The 17,676-nt window shown below is 56.6% G+C and carries 17 protein-coding genes and 1 other annotated feature; of the genes, 4 read left to right on the forward strand and 13 right to left on the reverse strand.

Features of this window, described 5'->3' with window-relative positions:
* Positions 1 to 31: 31 nt before the first annotated feature.
* The 6 genes from thrC to yjjY all read right to left on the reverse strand — a co-directional run bounded on the left by thrC (position 32) and on the right by yjjY (position 6,302).
* Complete coding sequence (thrC, locus tag AC0TNG_RS13975) at positions 32 to 1,318, reverse strand: threonine synthase (protein ID WP_024907414.1); 1,287 nt, start codon at positions 1,316 to 1,318, stop codon at positions 32 to 34.
* A gap of 3 nt (positions 1,319 to 1,321) precedes the next feature.
* Positions 1,322 to 2,251, reverse strand: a complete 930-nt coding sequence (gene thrB / locus AC0TNG_RS13980) for a homoserine kinase (protein ID WP_024907413.1) — start codon at positions 2,249 to 2,251, stop codon at positions 1,322 to 1,324.
* Between the two features lies 1 nt (position 2,252).
* A complete protein-coding gene (gene thrA, locus AC0TNG_RS13985) occupies positions 2,253 to 4,715 on the reverse strand; it encodes a bifunctional aspartate kinase/homoserine dehydrogenase I (protein ID WP_157188589.1) in 2,463 nt (820 codons plus the stop codon).
* A 24-nt stretch (positions 4,716 to 4,739) separates the two neighbouring features.
* Positions 4,740 to 4,857 (reverse strand) — a sequence feature (Thr leader region).
* The gene (gene thrL, locus AC0TNG_RS13990; protein ID WP_015572623.1) at positions 4,796 to 4,864 is read right to left on the reverse strand and encodes a thr operon leader peptide; all 69 of its coding nucleotides are present in this window, start codon (positions 4,862 to 4,864) and stop codon (positions 4,796 to 4,798) included. (Overlaps the previous feature by 62 nt.)
* 211 nt (positions 4,865 to 5,075) lie before the next feature.
* Positions 5,076 to 5,762, reverse strand: a complete 687-nt coding sequence (locus AC0TNG_RS13995; RefSeq protein WP_024907411.1) for a tRNA/rRNA methyltransferase — start codon at positions 5,760 to 5,762, stop codon at positions 5,076 to 5,078.
* 399 nt (positions 5,763 to 6,161) lie between these two features.
* On the reverse strand, positions 6,162 to 6,302 hold the full coding sequence (yjjY, locus tag AC0TNG_RS14000) for a YjjY family protein (RefSeq protein ID WP_085928893.1): 141 nt from the start codon (positions 6,300 to 6,302) through the stop codon (positions 6,162 to 6,164).
* 95 nt (positions 6,303 to 6,397) lie between these two features.
* On the opposite strand from yjjY, the gene arcA reads away from it, so the two are divergent.
* On the forward strand, positions 6,398 to 7,114 hold the full coding sequence (gene arcA / locus AC0TNG_RS14005; protein ID WP_003856501.1) for a two-component system response regulator ArcA: 717 nt from the start codon (positions 6,398 to 6,400) through the stop codon (positions 7,112 to 7,114).
* A gap of 45 nt (positions 7,115 to 7,159) precedes the next feature.
* Here the strand turns inward: arcA and creD are convergent, their stop codons facing one another.
* From creD to creA, 4 genes are read right to left on the reverse strand one after another with little or no spacing between them, the layout of a single operon-like run.
* Positions 7,160 to 8,512, reverse strand: a complete 1,353-nt coding sequence (gene creD / locus AC0TNG_RS14010; protein ID WP_032649874.1) for a cell envelope integrity protein CreD — start codon at positions 8,510 to 8,512, stop codon at positions 7,160 to 7,162.
* A 56-nt stretch (positions 8,513 to 8,568) separates the two neighbouring features.
* On the reverse strand, positions 8,569 to 9,993 hold the full coding sequence (gene creC, locus AC0TNG_RS14015; RefSeq protein WP_473712550.1) for a two-component system sensor histidine kinase CreC: 1,425 nt from the start codon (positions 9,991 to 9,993) through the stop codon (positions 8,569 to 8,571).
* Positions 9,993 to 10,682 carry a two-component system response regulator CreB gene (gene creB, locus AC0TNG_RS14020; protein WP_024907408.1) on the reverse strand — a complete coding sequence of 230 codons (690 nt, stop codon included), beginning with the start codon at positions 10,680 to 10,682 and terminating at the stop codon, positions 9,993 to 9,995. Before creB ends, creC begins: the two co-directional genes overlap by 1 nt.
* Positions 10,683 to 10,696: 14 nt before the next feature.
* Positions 10,697 to 11,167, reverse strand: coding sequence for a protein CreA (creA, locus tag AC0TNG_RS14025; protein ID WP_024907407.1), 471 nt, complete (start codon positions 11,165 to 11,167; stop codon positions 10,697 to 10,699).
* Positions 11,168 to 11,378: 211 nt separating this feature from the next.
* Here creA and robA point away from each other — a divergent pair, with 211 nt between their 5' ends.
* On the forward strand, positions 11,379 to 12,248 hold the full coding sequence (gene robA, locus AC0TNG_RS14030) for an MDR efflux pump AcrAB transcriptional activator RobA (protein ID WP_024907406.1): 870 nt from the start codon (positions 11,379 to 11,381) through the stop codon (positions 12,246 to 12,248).
* On the opposite strand, the gene gpmB is transcribed toward robA, so the two are convergent.
* Complete coding sequence (gpmB, locus tag AC0TNG_RS14035) at positions 12,245 to 12,892, reverse strand: 2,3-diphosphoglycerate-dependent phosphoglycerate mutase GpmB (protein WP_008502057.1); 648 nt, start codon at positions 12,890 to 12,892, stop codon at positions 12,245 to 12,247. The two genes, robA and gpmB, sit on opposite strands and share 4 nt — an antisense overlap.
* A 50-nt stretch (positions 12,893 to 12,942) precedes the next feature.
* On the opposite strand from gpmB, the gene yjjX reads away from it, so the two are divergent.
* Positions 12,943 to 13,458: an inosine/xanthosine triphosphatase gene (yjjX, locus tag AC0TNG_RS14040; protein ID WP_023334447.1), complete on the forward strand. Its 516-nt coding sequence runs from the start codon at positions 12,943 to 12,945 to the stop codon at positions 13,456 to 13,458.
* On the opposite strand, the gene trpR is transcribed toward yjjX, so the two are convergent.
* Both trpR and sltY read right to left on the reverse strand, forming a co-directional pair.
* The gene (trpR, locus tag AC0TNG_RS14045) at positions 13,449 to 13,778 is read right to left on the reverse strand and encodes a trp operon repressor (RefSeq protein ID WP_024907404.1); all 330 of its coding nucleotides are present in this window, start codon (positions 13,776 to 13,778) and stop codon (positions 13,449 to 13,451) included. The two genes, yjjX and trpR, sit on opposite strands and share 10 nt — an antisense overlap.
* 55 nt (positions 13,779 to 13,833) lie before the next feature.
* A complete protein-coding gene (gene sltY / locus AC0TNG_RS14050; protein WP_473702158.1) occupies positions 13,834 to 15,771 on the reverse strand; it encodes a murein transglycosylase in 1,938 nt (645 codons plus the stop codon).
* 227 nt (positions 15,772 to 15,998) lie between these two features.
* On the opposite strand from sltY, the gene ettA reads away from it, so the two are divergent.
* The gene (gene ettA / locus AC0TNG_RS14055; protein ID WP_003856515.1) at positions 15,999 to 17,666 is read left to right on the forward strand and encodes an energy-dependent translational throttle protein EttA; all 1,668 of its coding nucleotides are present in this window, start codon (positions 15,999 to 16,001) and stop codon (positions 17,664 to 17,666) included.
* The last annotated feature ends 10 nt before the right edge of the window (positions 17,667 to 17,676 follow it).

Here is a 17,676-nt window from a genome sequence, read left to right on the forward strand (position 1 = left end):
TCGGGTAAGGCGTAGCCGCACCCGACAAAAATTATGCTCGGGTCATCATCAGCTTACGCAGCGCGGCAAAGTCTGCCGGCAGCTCATGTGACAGCAGCGGCAGATCGGCACGCTCGGCCAGCTCTTTCGGCAGCGGCAGCGTTTCGCCCAGGATCGCTTCCACGCTCTCTTTAAACTTCGCCGGATGCGCGGTGCCCAGGAACAGGCCATATTCACCCGGGTTAAGCTGGTCGCGCAGCGCGCGGTAAGCAATCGCCGCATGCGGTTCAGAGGTATACCCCACCGCCTTCAGCTCGCGCATGGTCGCTTTGGTGGTTTCATCCGTCACCGCGGCGTAGCCCAGATCGCCCAGACGCCAGATCTTACGGCGGAACAGCTCTTCCACGCGCGGCCAGTTGTTTGGCTGTGATACATCCATTGCGTTAGAGAGCGTCGCCTGCGTGGCGTTCGGCGCCCACTTCCCGTCTTTCAGGAAGCGCGGCACGGTGTCGTTAGCGTTGGTGGCGGCGATAAAGCGTTTCACCGGCAGACCCAGGGATTTCGCCAGCAGGCCAGCCGTCAGGTCACCAAAGTTACCGCTCGGCACGGAGATCACCAGCTGGTTACGCGCTTCCTGCGGCAGCTGCGCCACCGCTTCGAAGTAGTAGCAGATCTGCGCCAGCAGACGGCTGATGTTGATAGAGTTGGCAGAGTTCAGACCCAGGGCCACCTTCAGCTCTTCGTCGTCGAAGGCCTGCTTGACCAGCGCCTGACAGGCATCGAAATCACCGTCAATTGCCACGGTTTCAATGTTGCCGCCGAGCGTACAGAACAGTTTTTCCTGCAGCGGGCTGATTTTGCCTTTCGGATAGAGGATCACCACGCGGACGTTTTTCAGGCCGTAGAACGCGTGCGCCACCGCCGCACCGGTATCCCCGGAGGTCGCGGTCAGGATGGTCACCGGCTTGTCGCCGCTGATGTGGGTCAGCATCTGCGCCATAAAGCGGCCGCCGAAGTCTTTGAACGCCAGGGTCGGGCCGTGGAACAGCTCCAGGCAGCCAACGTCAGGCTCCACCTGCTTCACCGGTGCCGGGAAAGCGAACGCCGCACGCACGCGCTCTTCCAGCAGCTCCTGCGGGATTTCGTCGCCGATAAACGCCGAAAGAATTTTAGTGCTGCGGGTGACAAAGTCCTGCTTCAGCAGTTCGTCGATGTCGGTCAGGTGGAATTCCGGCAGGTCATGCGGGAAGAACAGCCCCTGATTTTTGCCCAGCCCCTGAGTGACCGCCTGCGCGAAGCTGACCTGCTCGTTATGATCTTTAAGGTTATAGAGTTTCATTGATTATCCCAGTACTCGTGCGCCAGCCGTGTCCAGACGGCAAATATGAACAAAGCCTTCCTGATTTTGCAGGTAGTGTTTAGAGAGCCAGTCCGCCACGCGCTGCGCGGTATCAGGCTTGTCGCACAGGGCGAACAGCGTCGGCCCGGAGCCGGAGATGCCGCACGCCTGCGCGCCGATATCCATCGATGCCTGTCGCGCCTCGTTAAAGCCGGGCAGCAGCTTCGTGCGGTACGGCTCGGCAATGACGTCCTTCATCAGTTTGGCCGCCAGCTGCGGCTGGCGGGTGTAGCAGGCGTGGATAAAGCCCGCCAGATGACGCCCGTGGGCAATACAGTCCTGACGACGATACTGCGCGGGCAGGATCGCACGCGCTTCCGCGGTTGAAACCTTGATACCCGGATAGGCCAGCACCCACAGCCACTCATCAAACCCTGGCACCTGCTGGCTGATGATGCCATTTTCTTCGATCATCAGCTGCATGCCGCCGAGGAAGCACGGCGCCACGTTGTCATAGTGAATGCTGCCGGAGATGCGCCCTTCCAGCTCGCCCATCAGCCCCAGCAGGCGGTTGTTGTTCAGCGGCTTGCCGCAGTGCTCGTTCATCGCCACCAGCGCGGCGACCACCGAGCAGGCGCTGGAGCCCAGGCCCGAGCCGATCGGCATACTTTTTTCCAGCGTCATGGCGACCGGCACGTTTTTGCCGATCTCCTGACAGAAGCGTTCCCAGCACTGATAGACGATATTTTCGCGCGGCTCAGACGGCAGTTTGCAGGCGTTGCGGCCCACGTTGTTCAGGCTGAAGCTGTCTGCCGCTTCCACCGTAACCGTATCGCCCAGCAGCGAACCATCCACCGGCGTCACCGCCGCACCCAGCACGTCAAATCCGACGCTCATATTCGCGCTGGAAGCCGGGGCATAAACTTTGACCATGTTAAACTCCTAACTTCCATGACAGGGTACGCAGCAGATCGGCAAACACACCCGCCGCCGTAACATCGTTCCCTGCGCCATAGCCGCGAAGCACCAGCGGCAGTGGCTGATAATAGTGGCTGTAAAACGCGAGGGCGTTTTCGCCGTTTTTGACTTTGTACAGCGGGTCGTTGCCATCCACTTCGGCAATCTTCACCCGGCACACGCCATCTTCTTCAATGTTGCCAACATAGCGCAATACCTTACCTTCATCACGGGCTTTTGCAACGCGCGCGGCAAACGCGTCGTCAAGCTGCGGCAAACTGGCCATAAAGGCAGCGACATCACCGCTGCTGTCAAATTCTGCCGGCAGGACAGGCTCAATCACGATATCCGAAAGCTCAAGCTCGCGGCCCGTTTCGCGGGCGAGGATCAGCAGCTTGCGCGCCACGTCCATACCGGAAAGGTCATCACGCGGATCCGGCTCGGTATAGCCCAGCTCGCGCGCGGCGCGGGTGGCTTCCGAGAGGCTCATCCCCTCATCCAGCTTGCCGAAGATAAACGACAGCGAGCCGGAGAGAATACCGGAGAAACGCTGCAGTTCGTCGCCCGCGTTAAGCAGGTTCTGCAGGTTCTCGATAACCGGCAGGCCTGCCCCAACGTTGGTGTCGTACAGGAACTTGCGACGCGACTTGCTCGCCGCCAGACGCAGCTGGTGATAGTAATCCATCGACGAGGTGTTGGCCTTTTTGTTCGGCGTCACCACGTGGAAACCTTCGCGCAGGAAGTCCGCGTACTGGTCGGCCACCGCCTGGTTCGAGGTGCAGTCGACGATAACCGGATTAAGCAGGTGATACTCTTTTACCAGACGGATCAGGCGGCCCAGGTTGAACGGCTCTTTCGCCTCCTTCATCTCGGCCTGCCAGTTTTCCAGGTTCAGGCCGTGGACGTTGGTCAGCAGCGCTTTGGAATTCGCGATCCCGCAGACGCGCAGGTCGATGTGTTTCTTCTTCAGCCATTCCTGCTGACGCTTAACCTGCTCCAGCAGCGCGCCGCCGACGCCGCCCACGCCAATCAGGAACAGCTCGATAACCTGATCGGTATTGAACAGCATCTGGTGAACCACGCGTACGCCGGTGGTCGCGTCATCGTTGTCCACGACAACAGAAATTGAACGCTCAGACGAGCCCTGGGCAATCGCCACGATATTGATATTGGCGCGCGCCAGTGCGGCAAAGAACTTGGCGGAGATACCGCGCAGGGTACGCATACCGTCGCCCACCACGGAGATGATCGCCAGACGCTCCTGAATCGCGAGCGGCTCCAGCAGCTCTTCTTTAAGCTCCAGATAGAACTCTTCCTCCAGCGCGCGGCGGGCGCGCAGGCAGTCAGCCTGCGGCACGCAGAAGCTGATGCTGTATTCGGAAGAGGACTGGGTGATCAGCACAACAGAGATACCGTTGCGGGACATGGCCGCAAACACGCGCGCCGCCATGCCGACCATCCCTTTCATCCCCGGACCGGAGACGCTGAACATCGCCATGTTGTTGAGGTTGGAGATGCCTTTCACCGGCAGACCGTCCTCATCGGTGCTCGCGCCAATCAGCGTACCCGGCGCCTGCGGGTTACCGGTATTTTTAATCAGGCAAGGGATCTGGAACTGGGCAATCGGGGAGATGGTACGCGGGTGAAGCACTTTGGCGCCGAAGTAGGAAAGCTCCATTGCTTCCTGGTACGACATCGACTTCAGCAGCCTGGCGTCCGGTACCTGGCGCGGGTCGCAGGTATAAACGCCGTCGACGTCAGTCCAGATCTCACAACAGTCCGCGCGTAAACAGGCGGCCAGCACGGCGGCGGAATAGTCGGAGCCGTTACGGCCCAGCACCACCAGCTCGCCCTTCTCATTACCGGCGGTAAAGCCTGCCATCAGGATCATGTGGTCAGCGGGAATTTTGCTGGCGGCGATACGGCGGGTTGATTCGGCAATATCAACGGTGGATTCGAGGTAGTGGCCCACCGCCAGCAGTTTTTCAACGGGATCGATCACGGTCACGCTATGGCCGCGCGCTTCCAGCACGCCGGCCATGATGGCGATAGAGAGTTTTTCGCCCCGGCAGATCAGCGCCGCGTTGATGCTGTCCGGACACTGGCCGAGAAGGCTGATGCCGTGCAGGACGTGTTTGATTTGCGCAAATTCCTGCTCAACGAAAGACTTCAGCTGAGCGTGCGGGAAGCCAGGCAGCGCCTCTGCCAGCCCTTGCAGCAGGTCAGCGAAGATACGCTCTGCGTCGCTGATGTTCGGGAGTGCATCCTGGCCACCGATGGTTTTTTCAATCATCGCCACCAGATGGTTCGTGATTTTTGCCGGGGCAGAGAGCACGGTCGCAACCTGCCCCTGCCTGGCGTTGCTTTCCAGGATATCGGCAACACGCAGAAAACGCTCTGCATTTGCCACTGATGTACCGCCGAACTTCAACACTCGCATGGTTCTACCTCGTTTCCTTTAGCCGAAAAAAAAGCCCGCACTGTCTAGGTGCGGGCTTTTTTTTGTTTTTCCTGTACGCGTCAGCCCGCATCGTTACCTGTGGTAATGATGATGGTTGTGGTAATGGTGGTGATGCTGATGCGTTTCATGGATGTTGTGTACTCTGTCATTATTATCTGTCTGTGCTGTATTCTTTTAGGGTTAAAGGATCGGGCACCTTAAGTCAACGAATTTTTAATTTGATCACAATTCGGGAGACTCTCACGTCCCGCTGCCGTCGGATTTATTTTCATCCGAATACCCCAAAAGCAACCCTTAGCATCAGATGATTACACCATAATAAAAATGTATGACAGCACTTTATTCGGCCAATTTTTTTTCAATATCGTGCAGCAAACGGTGCAGCATTGCCGTGTCGCGTTGCTCAAGACGGCCCAAACGCTGCTGTAACCAGTCGACCATTTTTTGATCGTCAGCCACACCCAGCTGCATGAGCAGGTTTTCCACGCGCGCGCGAAGTGCAGCCAGCTGGTTTTCATCGGTACCTGTAACAGGCGACTGCGGAATTTGTATTAAGGATGCTAATTGATAGCAATAGACCATCACCGCCTGGCCTAAATTGAGAGAAGGGTAATCTGCAACCATCGGCGCGCCTGTCAGCACATCCGCCAGTTCCAGTTCTTCATTGGTCAGCCCAGAATCTTCACGCCCAAACACCAGCGCCGCTTTCTCCAGCCACTGGCTTTTCTCGCTCAGCATCGGCACCAGCTCCGCTGGCGTGGCATAGTAGTGAAACTTCGCCCGGCTGCGCGCCGTGGTTGCGACGGTAAACGAAATATCATGCAGCGCGTCGGCAAGCGTAGCGTAAGTGGTTATATTATCGAGAATATCTCCCGATCCGTGCGCCACCCAACGGGCGGCTGGCTCCAGGTGCGCCGTGCTGTCCACGATACGCAAATCGGTAAAACCCATGGTCTTCATAGCACGCGCCGCTGCGCCTATATTTTCTGCTCTGGCTGGGGCAACCAGTACAATCGACAGATGCATTTATGCTCTCTTTTTAATCAGTTAGCCGGTAAAAATGTGATGCACTTCAACATATTACGCAGCGCGAATTTACAAAATTGCAACACAAATCACCGAAATAGCGTTTCATAACAAATTAAAAACGCTAAACTATTCTGTGTCTGAACAATCAGTTAGAATGTTAACAGAACACTATTATCCTTATGTTTTATAATGATAATAGCAACATGAATACCCTATTCTGATTGGATTCGCTTCGTTTATAAATCAATGTCCGCAACTAGTTGGTTTATTGAAAAATTGTGACAAAGGCTAGCATTCGGCTACGATGATTTCATCAAACTGTTAACGTGCTACAATTGAACTTGATATATGTCAACGAAGCGTAGTTTTATTGGGTGTCTGGTGTCACTTAGCCTGTTATGTTGCTGTTAAAATGGTTAGGATGACAGCCGTTTTTGACACTGTCGGGTCCAAAGGGAAAGTACCCAAGACCAAGCTAATGATGTTGTTGACGTTGATGGAAAGTGCATCAAGAACGCAATTACGTACTTTAGTCACGTTAAGCCGATCATGTTAATTTGCGACATGCATCAGGCAGGTCAGGGACTTTTGTACTTCCTGTTTCGATTTAGTTGGCAATTTAGGTAGCAAACATGCAGACCCCGCACATTCTTATCGTTGAAGACGAGTTGGTAACACGCAACACGTTAAAGAGCATTTTCGAAGCAGAAGGCTACGATGTCTTTGAAGCGACCGATGGCGCAGAGATGCATCAGATCCTTTCTGAAAATGATATCAACCTGGTGATCATGGATATTAACCTGCCGGGCAAAAACGGTCTTCTTCTGGCGCGCGAACTGCGCGAGCAGGCGAACGTCGCGTTAATGTTCCTGACGGGCCGTGATAACGAAGTTGATAAAATTCTTGGCCTGGAAATCGGTGCGGATGACTACATCACCAAGCCGTTCAATCCTCGCGAGTTAACCATTCGTGCACGCAACCTGCTGTCCCGCACCATGAACCTGGGTACGGTCAGCGAAGAGCGTCGTAGCGTCGATAGCTACAAATTCAACGGCTGGGAACTTGATATCAATAGCCGTTCGCTGATTAGCCCGAACGGTGAGCAGTATAAACTGCCGCGCAGTGAATTCCGCGCGATGCTGCACTTCTGCGAAAACCCGGGCAAAATTCAGTCCCGTGCAGAGCTGCTGAAGAAAATGACCGGCCGTGAGCTGAAACCGCACGACCGTACCGTAGACGTGACCATCCGTCGTATTCGTAAGCACTTCGAATCTACGCCAGATACGCCGGAAATCATCGCCACGATCCACGGCGAAGGGTACCGTTTCTGCGGCGATCTGCAGGAGTAATCCGCAGTTAACGCATTAAAAAACGGCGCATTTGCGCCGTTTTTTTTATTTCCAGATCCGCATCGTGTCGTTATCAGGCTCTGCGGGTGGCTCAGGTCGCTTCGGCTGAGAGAGCGAGTACCAGTCGAAATGCCGGGTCAGGTACATCACGGCGAACAGCGCCAGCGCGAGAACCGCTGACCCCAACAGCAGCGCGCTGTCCTCCGAGCGCAGCAGGAACCACATCACGACATCCAGCCCGAGCAGTGCCAGTACAAACAGCCCGCTGCGTTTCCAGCTTTTCAGCACGGCCTGCAGGTACATTCCGTTCATCGCTGCGCCAACCAGGCTTGCAACAACCCAGGCTGGCGTAAACCCGACGTGTTCAGACAGCGCCAGCAGCACCAGATAGAACAGGACCAGCGACAGCCCCACCAGCAGATACTGCATCGGGTGAAGGCGTAATCCGGTTAAGGTTTCGAAGACAAAGAAGGCCATAAACGTCAGCGCAATCAGCAAAATAGCGTACTTGATCGCACGGTCAGTCAGCTGATACTGATCGGCGGGCGTGGCTACCGTGACGCTAAAGGCCGGGAGCGCCTCCCACTCCGGCGACTCCTTGTCGTAGAACCAGCTCTCAAGGTTATTTGCAAACCAGCTGCTCTGCCAGTTCGCCTGGAAACCAGACTCGCCAATCTGATGCTTAACAGGGAGATAATCGCCCATAAAACCCGGATGCGGCCAGTTGCTGGTGAGCATCATTTCGCTATTACGCCCTACCGGTACCACCGCAAAACTGCCGGTTCCCGCCAGACTGAGGGACATCTCAAGCGTAAACGTTTTGGCTTCCAGCGCTTTGTCGGTCAGCGGGATGTGGATCCCCGCAAGCGCCCCGTAGACGCCTGAACCGGGTTCCACGCTTAGCGTCTCACCATTGATTTTAGAGATACTGACCGTGCCAATGCCCCGCGCGTCGCCAACGCCCGTCACGATAAACGGCTGCCCTGTCGCGATCGTTTCCCCTTTCAGCTGCTTCAGCTCGTCGGTATTAAACTGCGCTTTGATCTTCAGGTCAGTGTTCCAGATTTGCCCGTCATAGATGCCAATATTGCGGGACTCCACGCGCTGGTTCCCTTCCACAACCAGAGATTCCGGCAGAATGAAGTGCATATAGCTTTTCTTGTACTCGACCTTCTTCTCATCCTCTATCTTGTAAAAGATCTCCGTCATCGGAATCGCAATCATCGGACCGACCAGCTTTTGCGGTCCGCTGGTACTCTGACGAAGCGTATTTTCGACATCGTTGCGGTAGCTCTCCCGCTCTGATATCAGGTTACTGACCATAAAAAGCGGGACTAACAGCAGCAGGATGCACCCCAGCAGGGTGCTGACTTTCCAGAACAGGGGGGATTTCATCATTACGTCTCCTTTGTGATGAGGAGAGCGTAACCAGGCTGTGTGGGGTCAGTTTGAAGTTATGTGAAGGGACGGTGAAGTGTCAGCGTGGCCATCACGCCGCCTTCATCACGATTACGCAATGTAATCTCTCCCTGATGCAGACGCGCCACCTCCTGAACAAACGCCAGACCGAGCCCGCTGCTCTTCAACCCGTTCTCGCGCGGCAGGGAATAAAAACGCTCAAAAATACGCTCCAGCGCGTAATCCGGGATCCCGCTTCCGCTGTCGGTGACGAAAAGCTGTATCTGCCCGTGCTCCTCCCGGGCCGCCAGTTCAATGGCACCGCCCTGCGGGGTAAAATCGATAGCGTTATCCAGCAAATTGCCGAGCGCCTGCTCGAGCAGGTCGGGATCGCCTTCAACATGAAGCGAAGCGGGCTGGAGGGTCAGCGTAATCTCTTTTGCCGCCAGCACCGCCGAGCGCGCATCGGCAAGCCGCGTAAACAGCAGATCGACGCGGACGGTCTGAGGTGTAATCTCGACCCGATTTTCAAGCCGCGCCTGAGTGAGCAGTTTTTCAACCAGCGACTGCATACGCGCGTTTTGCACCAGAATATTATCGATAAACCGCGCGGCCACCTGCGGCGGTGGCTGCTCGGAGAGAATTTCTGCCGCGCCGCGTATGGCGGCGATGGGGCTTTTCAGCTCGTGGGTCAGCGCATGGACATAGCGTTCAATGTAGTTTTTCCCTTCAAGGCGAATGCGCATATTCTCCAGCGCCTGGGCCAGCTTGTGCAGTTCGCTGCTGCCAGGATTAGGCAGCGGGAGAGGCGTATCCGTGGTCACCGAGTCGGCATAGCGCGATAACGTACCGATAGATCGATTGATCCACCATGCCACAACGAGGCCAATCAGCAGGGCAATGCCGAGCAGCGCCCCGCCAGCCCACAGGATCCTTCGCTCGCTGCGGTGAATCACCGGCGCCATCGCGCTGTTCGGTTTCCCCACCGACAGCACGCCGATAATCTTGCCCTGATCCACAACCGGCGCGGCAACATACATCACCGTGCTCTCCGGATCGTCGGGATGGCTCTGGGTACTGCGCGCGCCGTATTCGCCGCGAAGCGTCAGCCAGACATCGTTCCAGCGCGAGTAATCTTGCCCCACGGCCAGACCGGCGGAATCAAACACGACGCGGCCCTGCGCATCGGTCATGTAGACGTGATACTCGTTACGCACTTTATGGATCCCGCCGATATTGGCGCGGAAAGGGCGCTGATGAAGCTGGGAAAAGGCCTGTGCCAGCTTGCCCTGCTGCGCGTGACCCGAAAGCAAATCATCACGTCCGATTTCGGCCAACAGGGTCGCGGTATCGATTAGCGTGCCCTCGGTTGCCCTACGCACGCCGGGCTTTACTTCCTGAACAAAGATCGACAGCACAAACCACGCGGCGATGGCCACGATCAGGAAGTATCCCAGCAATAGCCGCATCCCAATGCGCATCAGTAAAGGCCCAGACTGTAGCCCATACCGCGATGGGTGCTGATGGGTGATAGTTCTTCGTTCACCGCACGCAGCTTGGCGCGCAGGGTTTTGATGTGGGTGTCCACGGTACGATCGAAGCTGTCGCCGTCTTCACCCCATACCTTGTCCATGAGCTGCTGACGCGAAAAGACCCGCCCGGGTGCCTGTAACAAGGTTTTGAGCAGCAAGAATTCGTAGCGGGTCAGGGGCAGTGCTTCCCCGCACCAGCTGATCCGCGCGGCAGGTTCGTTCAGTTCAAACTGCCCGATACGCAACGTTTCTGACGGTGCGGCGGATTTTTGCATGCGCCTCAAAATCGTCCGCACCCGGGCGCAGACTTCACGAGGGGAGAAAGGTTTCGCAACGTAGTCATCAGCGCCCATTTCCAGACCAAGCAGCTTGTCTACCTCATCACTGCGCGCCGTCAGAAACAGCACGGGCAGTGAGGGATGCTGCGCCAGTAGCTGGCGACAAAGCTCAAATCCACTGATGTCCGGCAGCCCGACGTCCAGAATGGCAAGCGCCGGAACCTGCCGCCGAGCCTCCTCCAGCACGGGTAAACCGCGTTCAAACGCCTTTACCGCGAATCCTTCCTGCTGAAGCATGTAGATCAGCGTATCGGCGATACTGGTTTCGTCTTCAACCAGCCAGACCACAGGTTGTTGCATGATTCGTCCCTGAATTACTGCCAAGGCATAATTGGCACCGCGCTGATCGCGTTTTTCGGTGAGCCTTCCACCACTTTATCGGAATAGGCGAGGTAAGCCAGCGTATTGCGTTTGGCATCATAAAAACGCACCACCTGCAGCTTTTTAAACACCAGCGAGGTCCGTTTCTGGAATACCACGTCGCCCTGCGCTTTGCCGTTTTTAATTTTATCGCTTAGCTCAACCGGCCCCACCTGCTGACACGAAATCGCCGCATCGGAGGTGTCTTCCGCCAGTCCCAGCCCGCCTTTGATACCGCCCGTTTTCGCGCGGCTGACGTAGCAGGTGACGTTTTTCACGTCCGGATCGTCAAACGCCTCCACCACGATTTTGTGGTCCGGGCCAAACATTTTGAACACGGTATCGACGGAGCCAATCTGCTCAGCCTGCGCCGCGCGCCCGACCATCAGCATCAACGCGGTGAAGATCAAAGTCTTGTATTTCATATTGTTACCATTCTTTAAAATTACATTGAGCAATTATTCAACACTTTAGATAAAAATGTAGCAAGATCACAGGATTAGAATATATCTGCCTGTAATGTGCTCTAAAAAGCATGAATGCGCAAAAAAAACACTGAATGCTAAAACATCAAAAAATGCTATTATCCGCTAACCTGTTATCAGGCACCTGCTGTTTTAAGGATGAGGATAGTATATGGATCAGGCTGGAATTATTCGCGACCTGCTCACCTGGCTGGAAGGTCATCTCGACCAGCCTTTGTCACTGGATAATGTGGCGGCTAAAGCAGGCTATTCCAAGTGGCATCTGCAAAGGATGTTCAAGGATGTCACCGGTCATGCTATCGGGGCCTATATTCGCGCGCGTCGTTTATCAAAATCTGCTGTGGCACTGCGCCTGACGGCGCGGCCGATTCTGGATATTGCCCTGCAATATCGTTTCGATTCGCAGCAGACCTTCACCCGCGCCTTTAAAAAACAGTTCTCGTTGACGCCAGCGCTTTATCGTCGCTCGCCTGACTGGAGCTCGTTTGGCATGCGTCCGCCGCTGCGTCTGGGCGAATTCGCGATGCCGAAATATGAAATTATTACCCTGCCGGAAACCCATCTGATCGGCACAACGCAGAGCTACTCCTGTTCACTGGAGCAGATTTCCGAGTTCCGTCATCAGATGCGCGTCCAGTTCTGGCGCGACTTCCTGAGCCACGCGCCGGCGATCCCGCCAATTCTGTATGGTCTCAACGAAACGCACCCGAGCCAGGAAAAAGACGACGAGCAGGAGGTGTTCTACACCACCGCGCTGACGCCGGATATGGCCAATGGCTACATTCAGGGTTCGAAGCCTGTCGTGCTGGAAGGCGGTGAATACGTGATGTTCGCCTATGAAGGGCTGGGAACGGGAGTTCAGGAGTTCATCCTGACCGTTTACGGAACCTGCATGCCGATGCTGAATCTGAATCGCCGTAAAGGTCAGGACATTGAGCGCTACTACCCGGCGCAGGATGCCAAACCGGAAGAAGGCCCAATCAATCTGCGTATGGAATTCTTGATTCCGATACGCCGTTAACGCTGCAGTTCGTCAAGCGCAGGGGCATCGAGATGCGAAATGTCCCCTGCCATCTCCACTACCCAACCTGACGCCAGCCACGCGCTTTCCTGATAATCAATCCGGGAAATGGAGCAGTTGCGCAGACGCAGGCGGCGCTCGGCGTAAGCCGGTAACCCCAGAATGGTGCTCACCAGGCAACCCAACGCAATCCCGTGACTCACCAGCAGCGGACGGCTTCCTGCCGGGAGCTTCAGGCATTCCGCCAGTGCGGCATGCATACGTACGCTGAGCTCCTGCATGGATTCGCCCTCAGGAATACGGCCATCTTCGGTACCGTTCACCAGCGTGCGGCGCCAGCCCTCTTCCGTTTCCGTCAGCGTATCGATATGGCGTTTTTCCAGCACGCCCATATCCAGCTCGCGCAGGCGCGGCTCAAGCATGACGTCACAGCCGCAAGCGTCCGCGATGATGCGCGCCGTCTGCTGTGTGCGACCTAAATCGCTGGTAATCACGTGGGTTATGCCCAGCGTTCTGGCGCGTTCCGCCACCTGCCACGCTTGCTGCACACCCTTCTCAGTGAGAGGACTGTCTGACTGGCCTTGAATACGTCGCTCGGCGTTCCACTGCGTTTCACCGTGGCGAACAAGGTATACCTGTAACATGCTTTTTTTCCGTTATACTGCGATGAGTTTTTTTTGAATCGAGCTTAATTATGCACCATGTTGTCTCTGCTACCACTAATCCTGCCAAAATTCAGGCAATTCTAAGGGCATTTGACGAGATCTTCGGCGCAGGATCCTGCCATATTGAGGCCATCGGCGTCGAGAGTGGCGTGCCTGAACAGCCGTTTGGCAGCGAGGAAACGCGCGCTGGCGCACGAAATCGCGTGGCAAACGCTAAGGCCGCGGCACCGAATGCAGACTTTTGGGTGGCGATTGAAGCCGGTATCGACGAAGGCGCAACTTTTAGCTGGGTGGTGATCGAAAGCCGTGAACAGCGCGGTGAAGCGCGTTCGGCCACCCTGCCGCTGCCGGAGATCATTCTGGAAAAAGTCCGTGCGGGTGAAGCGCTCGGGCCGGTGATGTCGCAGTACACCGGCATCGATGAGATTGGTCGTAAAGAAGGGGCGATTGGCGTCTTCACCGCAGGCGCGCTGACGCGTTCAGGCGTTTACCACCAGGCGGTGATCCTGGCGTTAAGCCCGTTCCATAACGCGATTTATCGCTGATCGCTTAATAAGACTGACTCGAGCCACTGGCGCAGCTCAACCGGCGCCGACTTCAGGCTGTTCGAGCCGCGGGTGATCGTTGCAATGCCCGCGCCGAGCTCATTCTTCAGCTCGCGCTGGCTCATCTCGCCGCGCAGCAGCTCTTCAATGATCCGCACGCGCGTGCCCAGCGCCTCGCGCTCGTCCGGCGTGAGCATCAGCTGCATCAGGGGTAAATGCAGATCCTGTTCGTAAGACTGGCGAAGCAGCTCCACAAAACGAAGCCACTCCTGATGACGTTGTTCGGCCATTGCCGAGGAATACGGGGAATGCTGGGTCATGTTATGCTGCCTCTTGTACTCATTAGCGAGTACAGCATAACACAACCCACGCCGATCAGTAACGTCTCTGCCACTCGGCATCGCTCATCAGGGTATCTTTCTGCCCCATGAAGTAGCGATAGTAGGCGTCATAGGCCAGCACGTTCTTCACGTAGCCGCGCGTTTCCGAGAACGGGATGCTCTCGACAAACGCCACGGCGTCGATGCGCCCGGCGCTGTTGCCGAGCCAGGTGCGCACGCGTCCAGGCCCCGCGTTATAAGCCGCCGACGAGAAGATGCGGTTATTGCCGAACTGCTGGTACACATACTGCAGGTAGCTGGTACCGATGTTGATGTTGGTATCCGGATCGAGAAGCTGTGACGGGCTGCTGTACCCAGGGATATTAAACATCTTCACCGTGTGCGTCGCCGTGCCCGGCATAATCTGCATCAGGCCGCTGGCGCCCACCGGGGAACGGACTTTCGGGTTCCATGCGCTCTCCTGACGGGCAATCGCCATCGCGTAGCTTTGCGGGATATCTTTGCCGCTGGTATAGCGATCGAAGAGATCTTTGTACGCCAGCGGGAAACGCTCTTCCAGATGATCCCAGAGCTTGCCGGCGATCGTCGCCTGCACGCTGAGATCCCACCAGTGATTATCAAACGCATAGCGGGCAAGCTGGGCTTTTTCGTCGGTGGTGCGGCTGGTCACCAGATTCGCCCACTCGCTGCGCGCGGTGTTATCCATATTCCAGTACATCAGCTCGCGAACGCGCGCCATTTCTGGCCCCTGCGTCAGCGCCGGGTTCGCGTTAGCGGGCGCTTTATCAATGCGGAAGGTGTACTCCTCGCCCAGGCGCTGCGCGGCCGCCATCGGGTAGAACCCGCGCTGCTGCATCAGCGTATGGAGGATATCTTTAGCTTCATCATCACGACCGCGCTCCAACAGCAGATCGGCCTGCCAGTAGCGCCATTCGTCTTTCTCTTTAGCCTCCATTGGCAACCGCGCGAGCCAGGTATTCAGCCCACGGTGATCGCCCGTGCCCAGCGCCATCCGCACGCGGCGTTCCACCAGCGACGTGGAGTTCGAACGCATAATGGCATCGTCACGCCAGCGCGCCTGTTCATCGGTCACATCGGTGCCCATCAGTCGCCACGCCACGATGTCGCGCAGCTCCTGGGTTTGCTCCTCATTAAGCTGCTGCGCCTGCACCAGCTGCGGGATCATCAGCCGCGCGTTTTCCACGTCGTCACGCGCCACGCTGGCAAAGGCCACCGCTGCCATCTGGCGGGTAAAATCGGTCGCGCCCGTAGTGCGGGCAAAGGTCAGCACGCTGTTCGGATCGTTAGCCAGCGAGATAACCGCGGTGGAGATCGTCTGGTAATCGGACGGCATCTGCCCCGCCAGCGTGGTCACCAGACGCGTGTTACCGGCTTTCATCGCCAGACGGATGCGCTCAAGGTAGGACAGCGGATCCTGCTTGCCGGAAGCGCGCCATGCGCCAAACAGGGAATCACAGGCGTTCGGCTGGTTTTTCCCGGTCAGCCAGAGCTCTTTCGCCCCGGCCCAGGCCTCTTCCTGCTGGCCGGTCGCCCATTTCGCGTAGTAGTAGTTACACTGGGCTTCGGTGGCGTTCGGCTTTTCAGGACTAAACGCCAGCAGTCCACGCCAGTCTTCGCGACGCGCCAGCTCATTCACAAAACGAGACTGGAGATTTCGGGCTGGCGGCAGGGTCGGGTTCGCCTGAATGAAGTTATTCACGGTGACGGTAGGCTGGTTCATCAGATCGTCAGTAATCTGGCGATACTCCAGATACGGATACAGCGGATAATCCTTTAGCGTCGGCATCAGCGCCTGCACGGTATCCATCTGCTTGTTGTCCCACGCCTGTTTAATCTGGGCGTAGCGACTACGTTGTTCATCCAGTGAATCGGCATGCACCGCCTGGCTTACCGCCATTACGCATACGCTGGCAGCCAGCAGACGCCAGACCACCCGTTTGGCTTTTTCCACAAGCTCTTCCTCATTGTTTTTTCGTCAATTGCAGCGTCTTGCCACGTCAAAGTCTAATTAACTTATGCTAACCAGGCATCCTTCAACGCGCCACGTCATGGACACTTTTTTACCTTTCTTGCGCGTTTTAACACTCCCGACGTTCCTGGCTGGGATTAGGCCGTGAAAAAGGCTACACTTCGAGGCTGAAATTCCTTCTCATTACGATAAAAGAGGCGAAGTCCAACGTGGCTCAATTCGTTTATACCATGCATCGTGTCGGCAAAGTTGTCCCGCCGAAACGTCATATTCTTAAAAATATCTCGCTGAGCTTCTTCCCGGGCGCAAAAATCGGTGTTCTGGGTCTCAACGGTGCCGGTAAGTCCACCCTGCTGCGCATCATGGCCGGCATTGATACAGACATCGAAGGTGAAGCCCGTCCGCAGCCTGGCATCAAGATCGGCTACCTGCCGCAGGAACCTCAGCTGAATCCGGAACACACCGTGCGTGAGTCCGTTGAAGAAGCGGTTTCCGAAGTGGTTAACGCCCTGAAAGGTCTGGATGAAGTGTATGCCAAATACGCCGAACCGGATGCGGACTTCGACAAGCTGGCCGCGCAGCAGGGCAAGTATGAAGAGATTATCCAGGCGCACGACGGTCACAACCTGAACGTGCAGCTGGAGCGCGCGGCTGATGCCCTGCGTCTGCCGGACTGGGATGCGAAAATCGCGAACCTTTCCGGTGGTGAACGCCGCCGCGTGGCGCTGTGCCGCCTGCTGCTGGAAAAACCAGACATGCTGCTGCTCGACGAACCAACTAACCACCTGGATGCGGAATCCGTGGCGTGGCTGGAGCGCTTCCTGCACGACTTCGAAGGCACCGTTGTGGCGATTACCCACGACCGTTACTTCCTCGACAACGTCGCCGGCTGGATCCTGGAGCTGGACCGCGGTGAAGGTATTCCGTGGGAAGGCAACTACTCCTCCTGGCTGGAGCAGAAAGATCAGCGTCTGGCTCAGGAAGCGTCTCAGGAAGCGGCCCGTCGTAAGTCTATCGAGAAAGAGCTGGAGTGGGTGCGTCAGGGCGCGAAAGGCCGTCAGTCTAAGGGCAAAGCCCGTCTGGCGCGCTTCGAAGAGCTGAACAACACCGAATACCAGAAACGTAACGAAACCAACGAACTGTTTATTCCACCTGGAGCACGTCTGGGAGATAAAGTGGTTGAAGTGACCAACCTGCGTAAGTCTTACGGCGACCGTGTGCTGATCGACGACCTGACCTTCTCCGTTCCGAAAGGCGCTATCGTCGGCATCATCGGTCCGAACGGCGCGGGTAAATCAACCCTGTTCCGCATGATGTCCGGTCAGGAACAGCCTGATAGCGGCTCAATCACCCTGGGTGAAACCGTGAAGCTGGCCTCCGTTGACCAGTTCCGTGACGCGATGGATAACAGCAAAACCGTGTGGGAAGAAGTCTCCGGCGGTCTGGATATCATGCGTATCGGCAACACCGAGATGCCAAGCCGCGCCTACGTTGGTCGCTTTAACTTTAAAGGCACCGATCAGGGCAAACGCGTGGGCGAGCTGTCCGGCGGTGAGCGCGGTCGTCTGCACCTGGCGAAGCTGCTGCAGGTGGGCGGTAACGTTCTGCTGCTCGATGAACCAACCAACGACCTGGATATCGAAACCCTGCGCGCGCTGGAAAACGCCCTGCTGGAGTTCCCGGGCTGCGCGATGGTTATCTCGCACGACCGCTGGTTCCTGGACCGTATCGCGACCCACATCCTGGACTACCAGGACGAAGGTAAAGTGGAGTTCTTCGAAGGTAACTTCACCGAATACGAAGAGTACAAGAAACGCACGCTGGGCGCCGACGCGCTGGAGCCGAAGCGTATTAAGTACAAGCGTATTGCGAAATAAAAGCAAAACG

Source organism: Enterobacter sp. PL_is514, assembly GCF_055816715.1.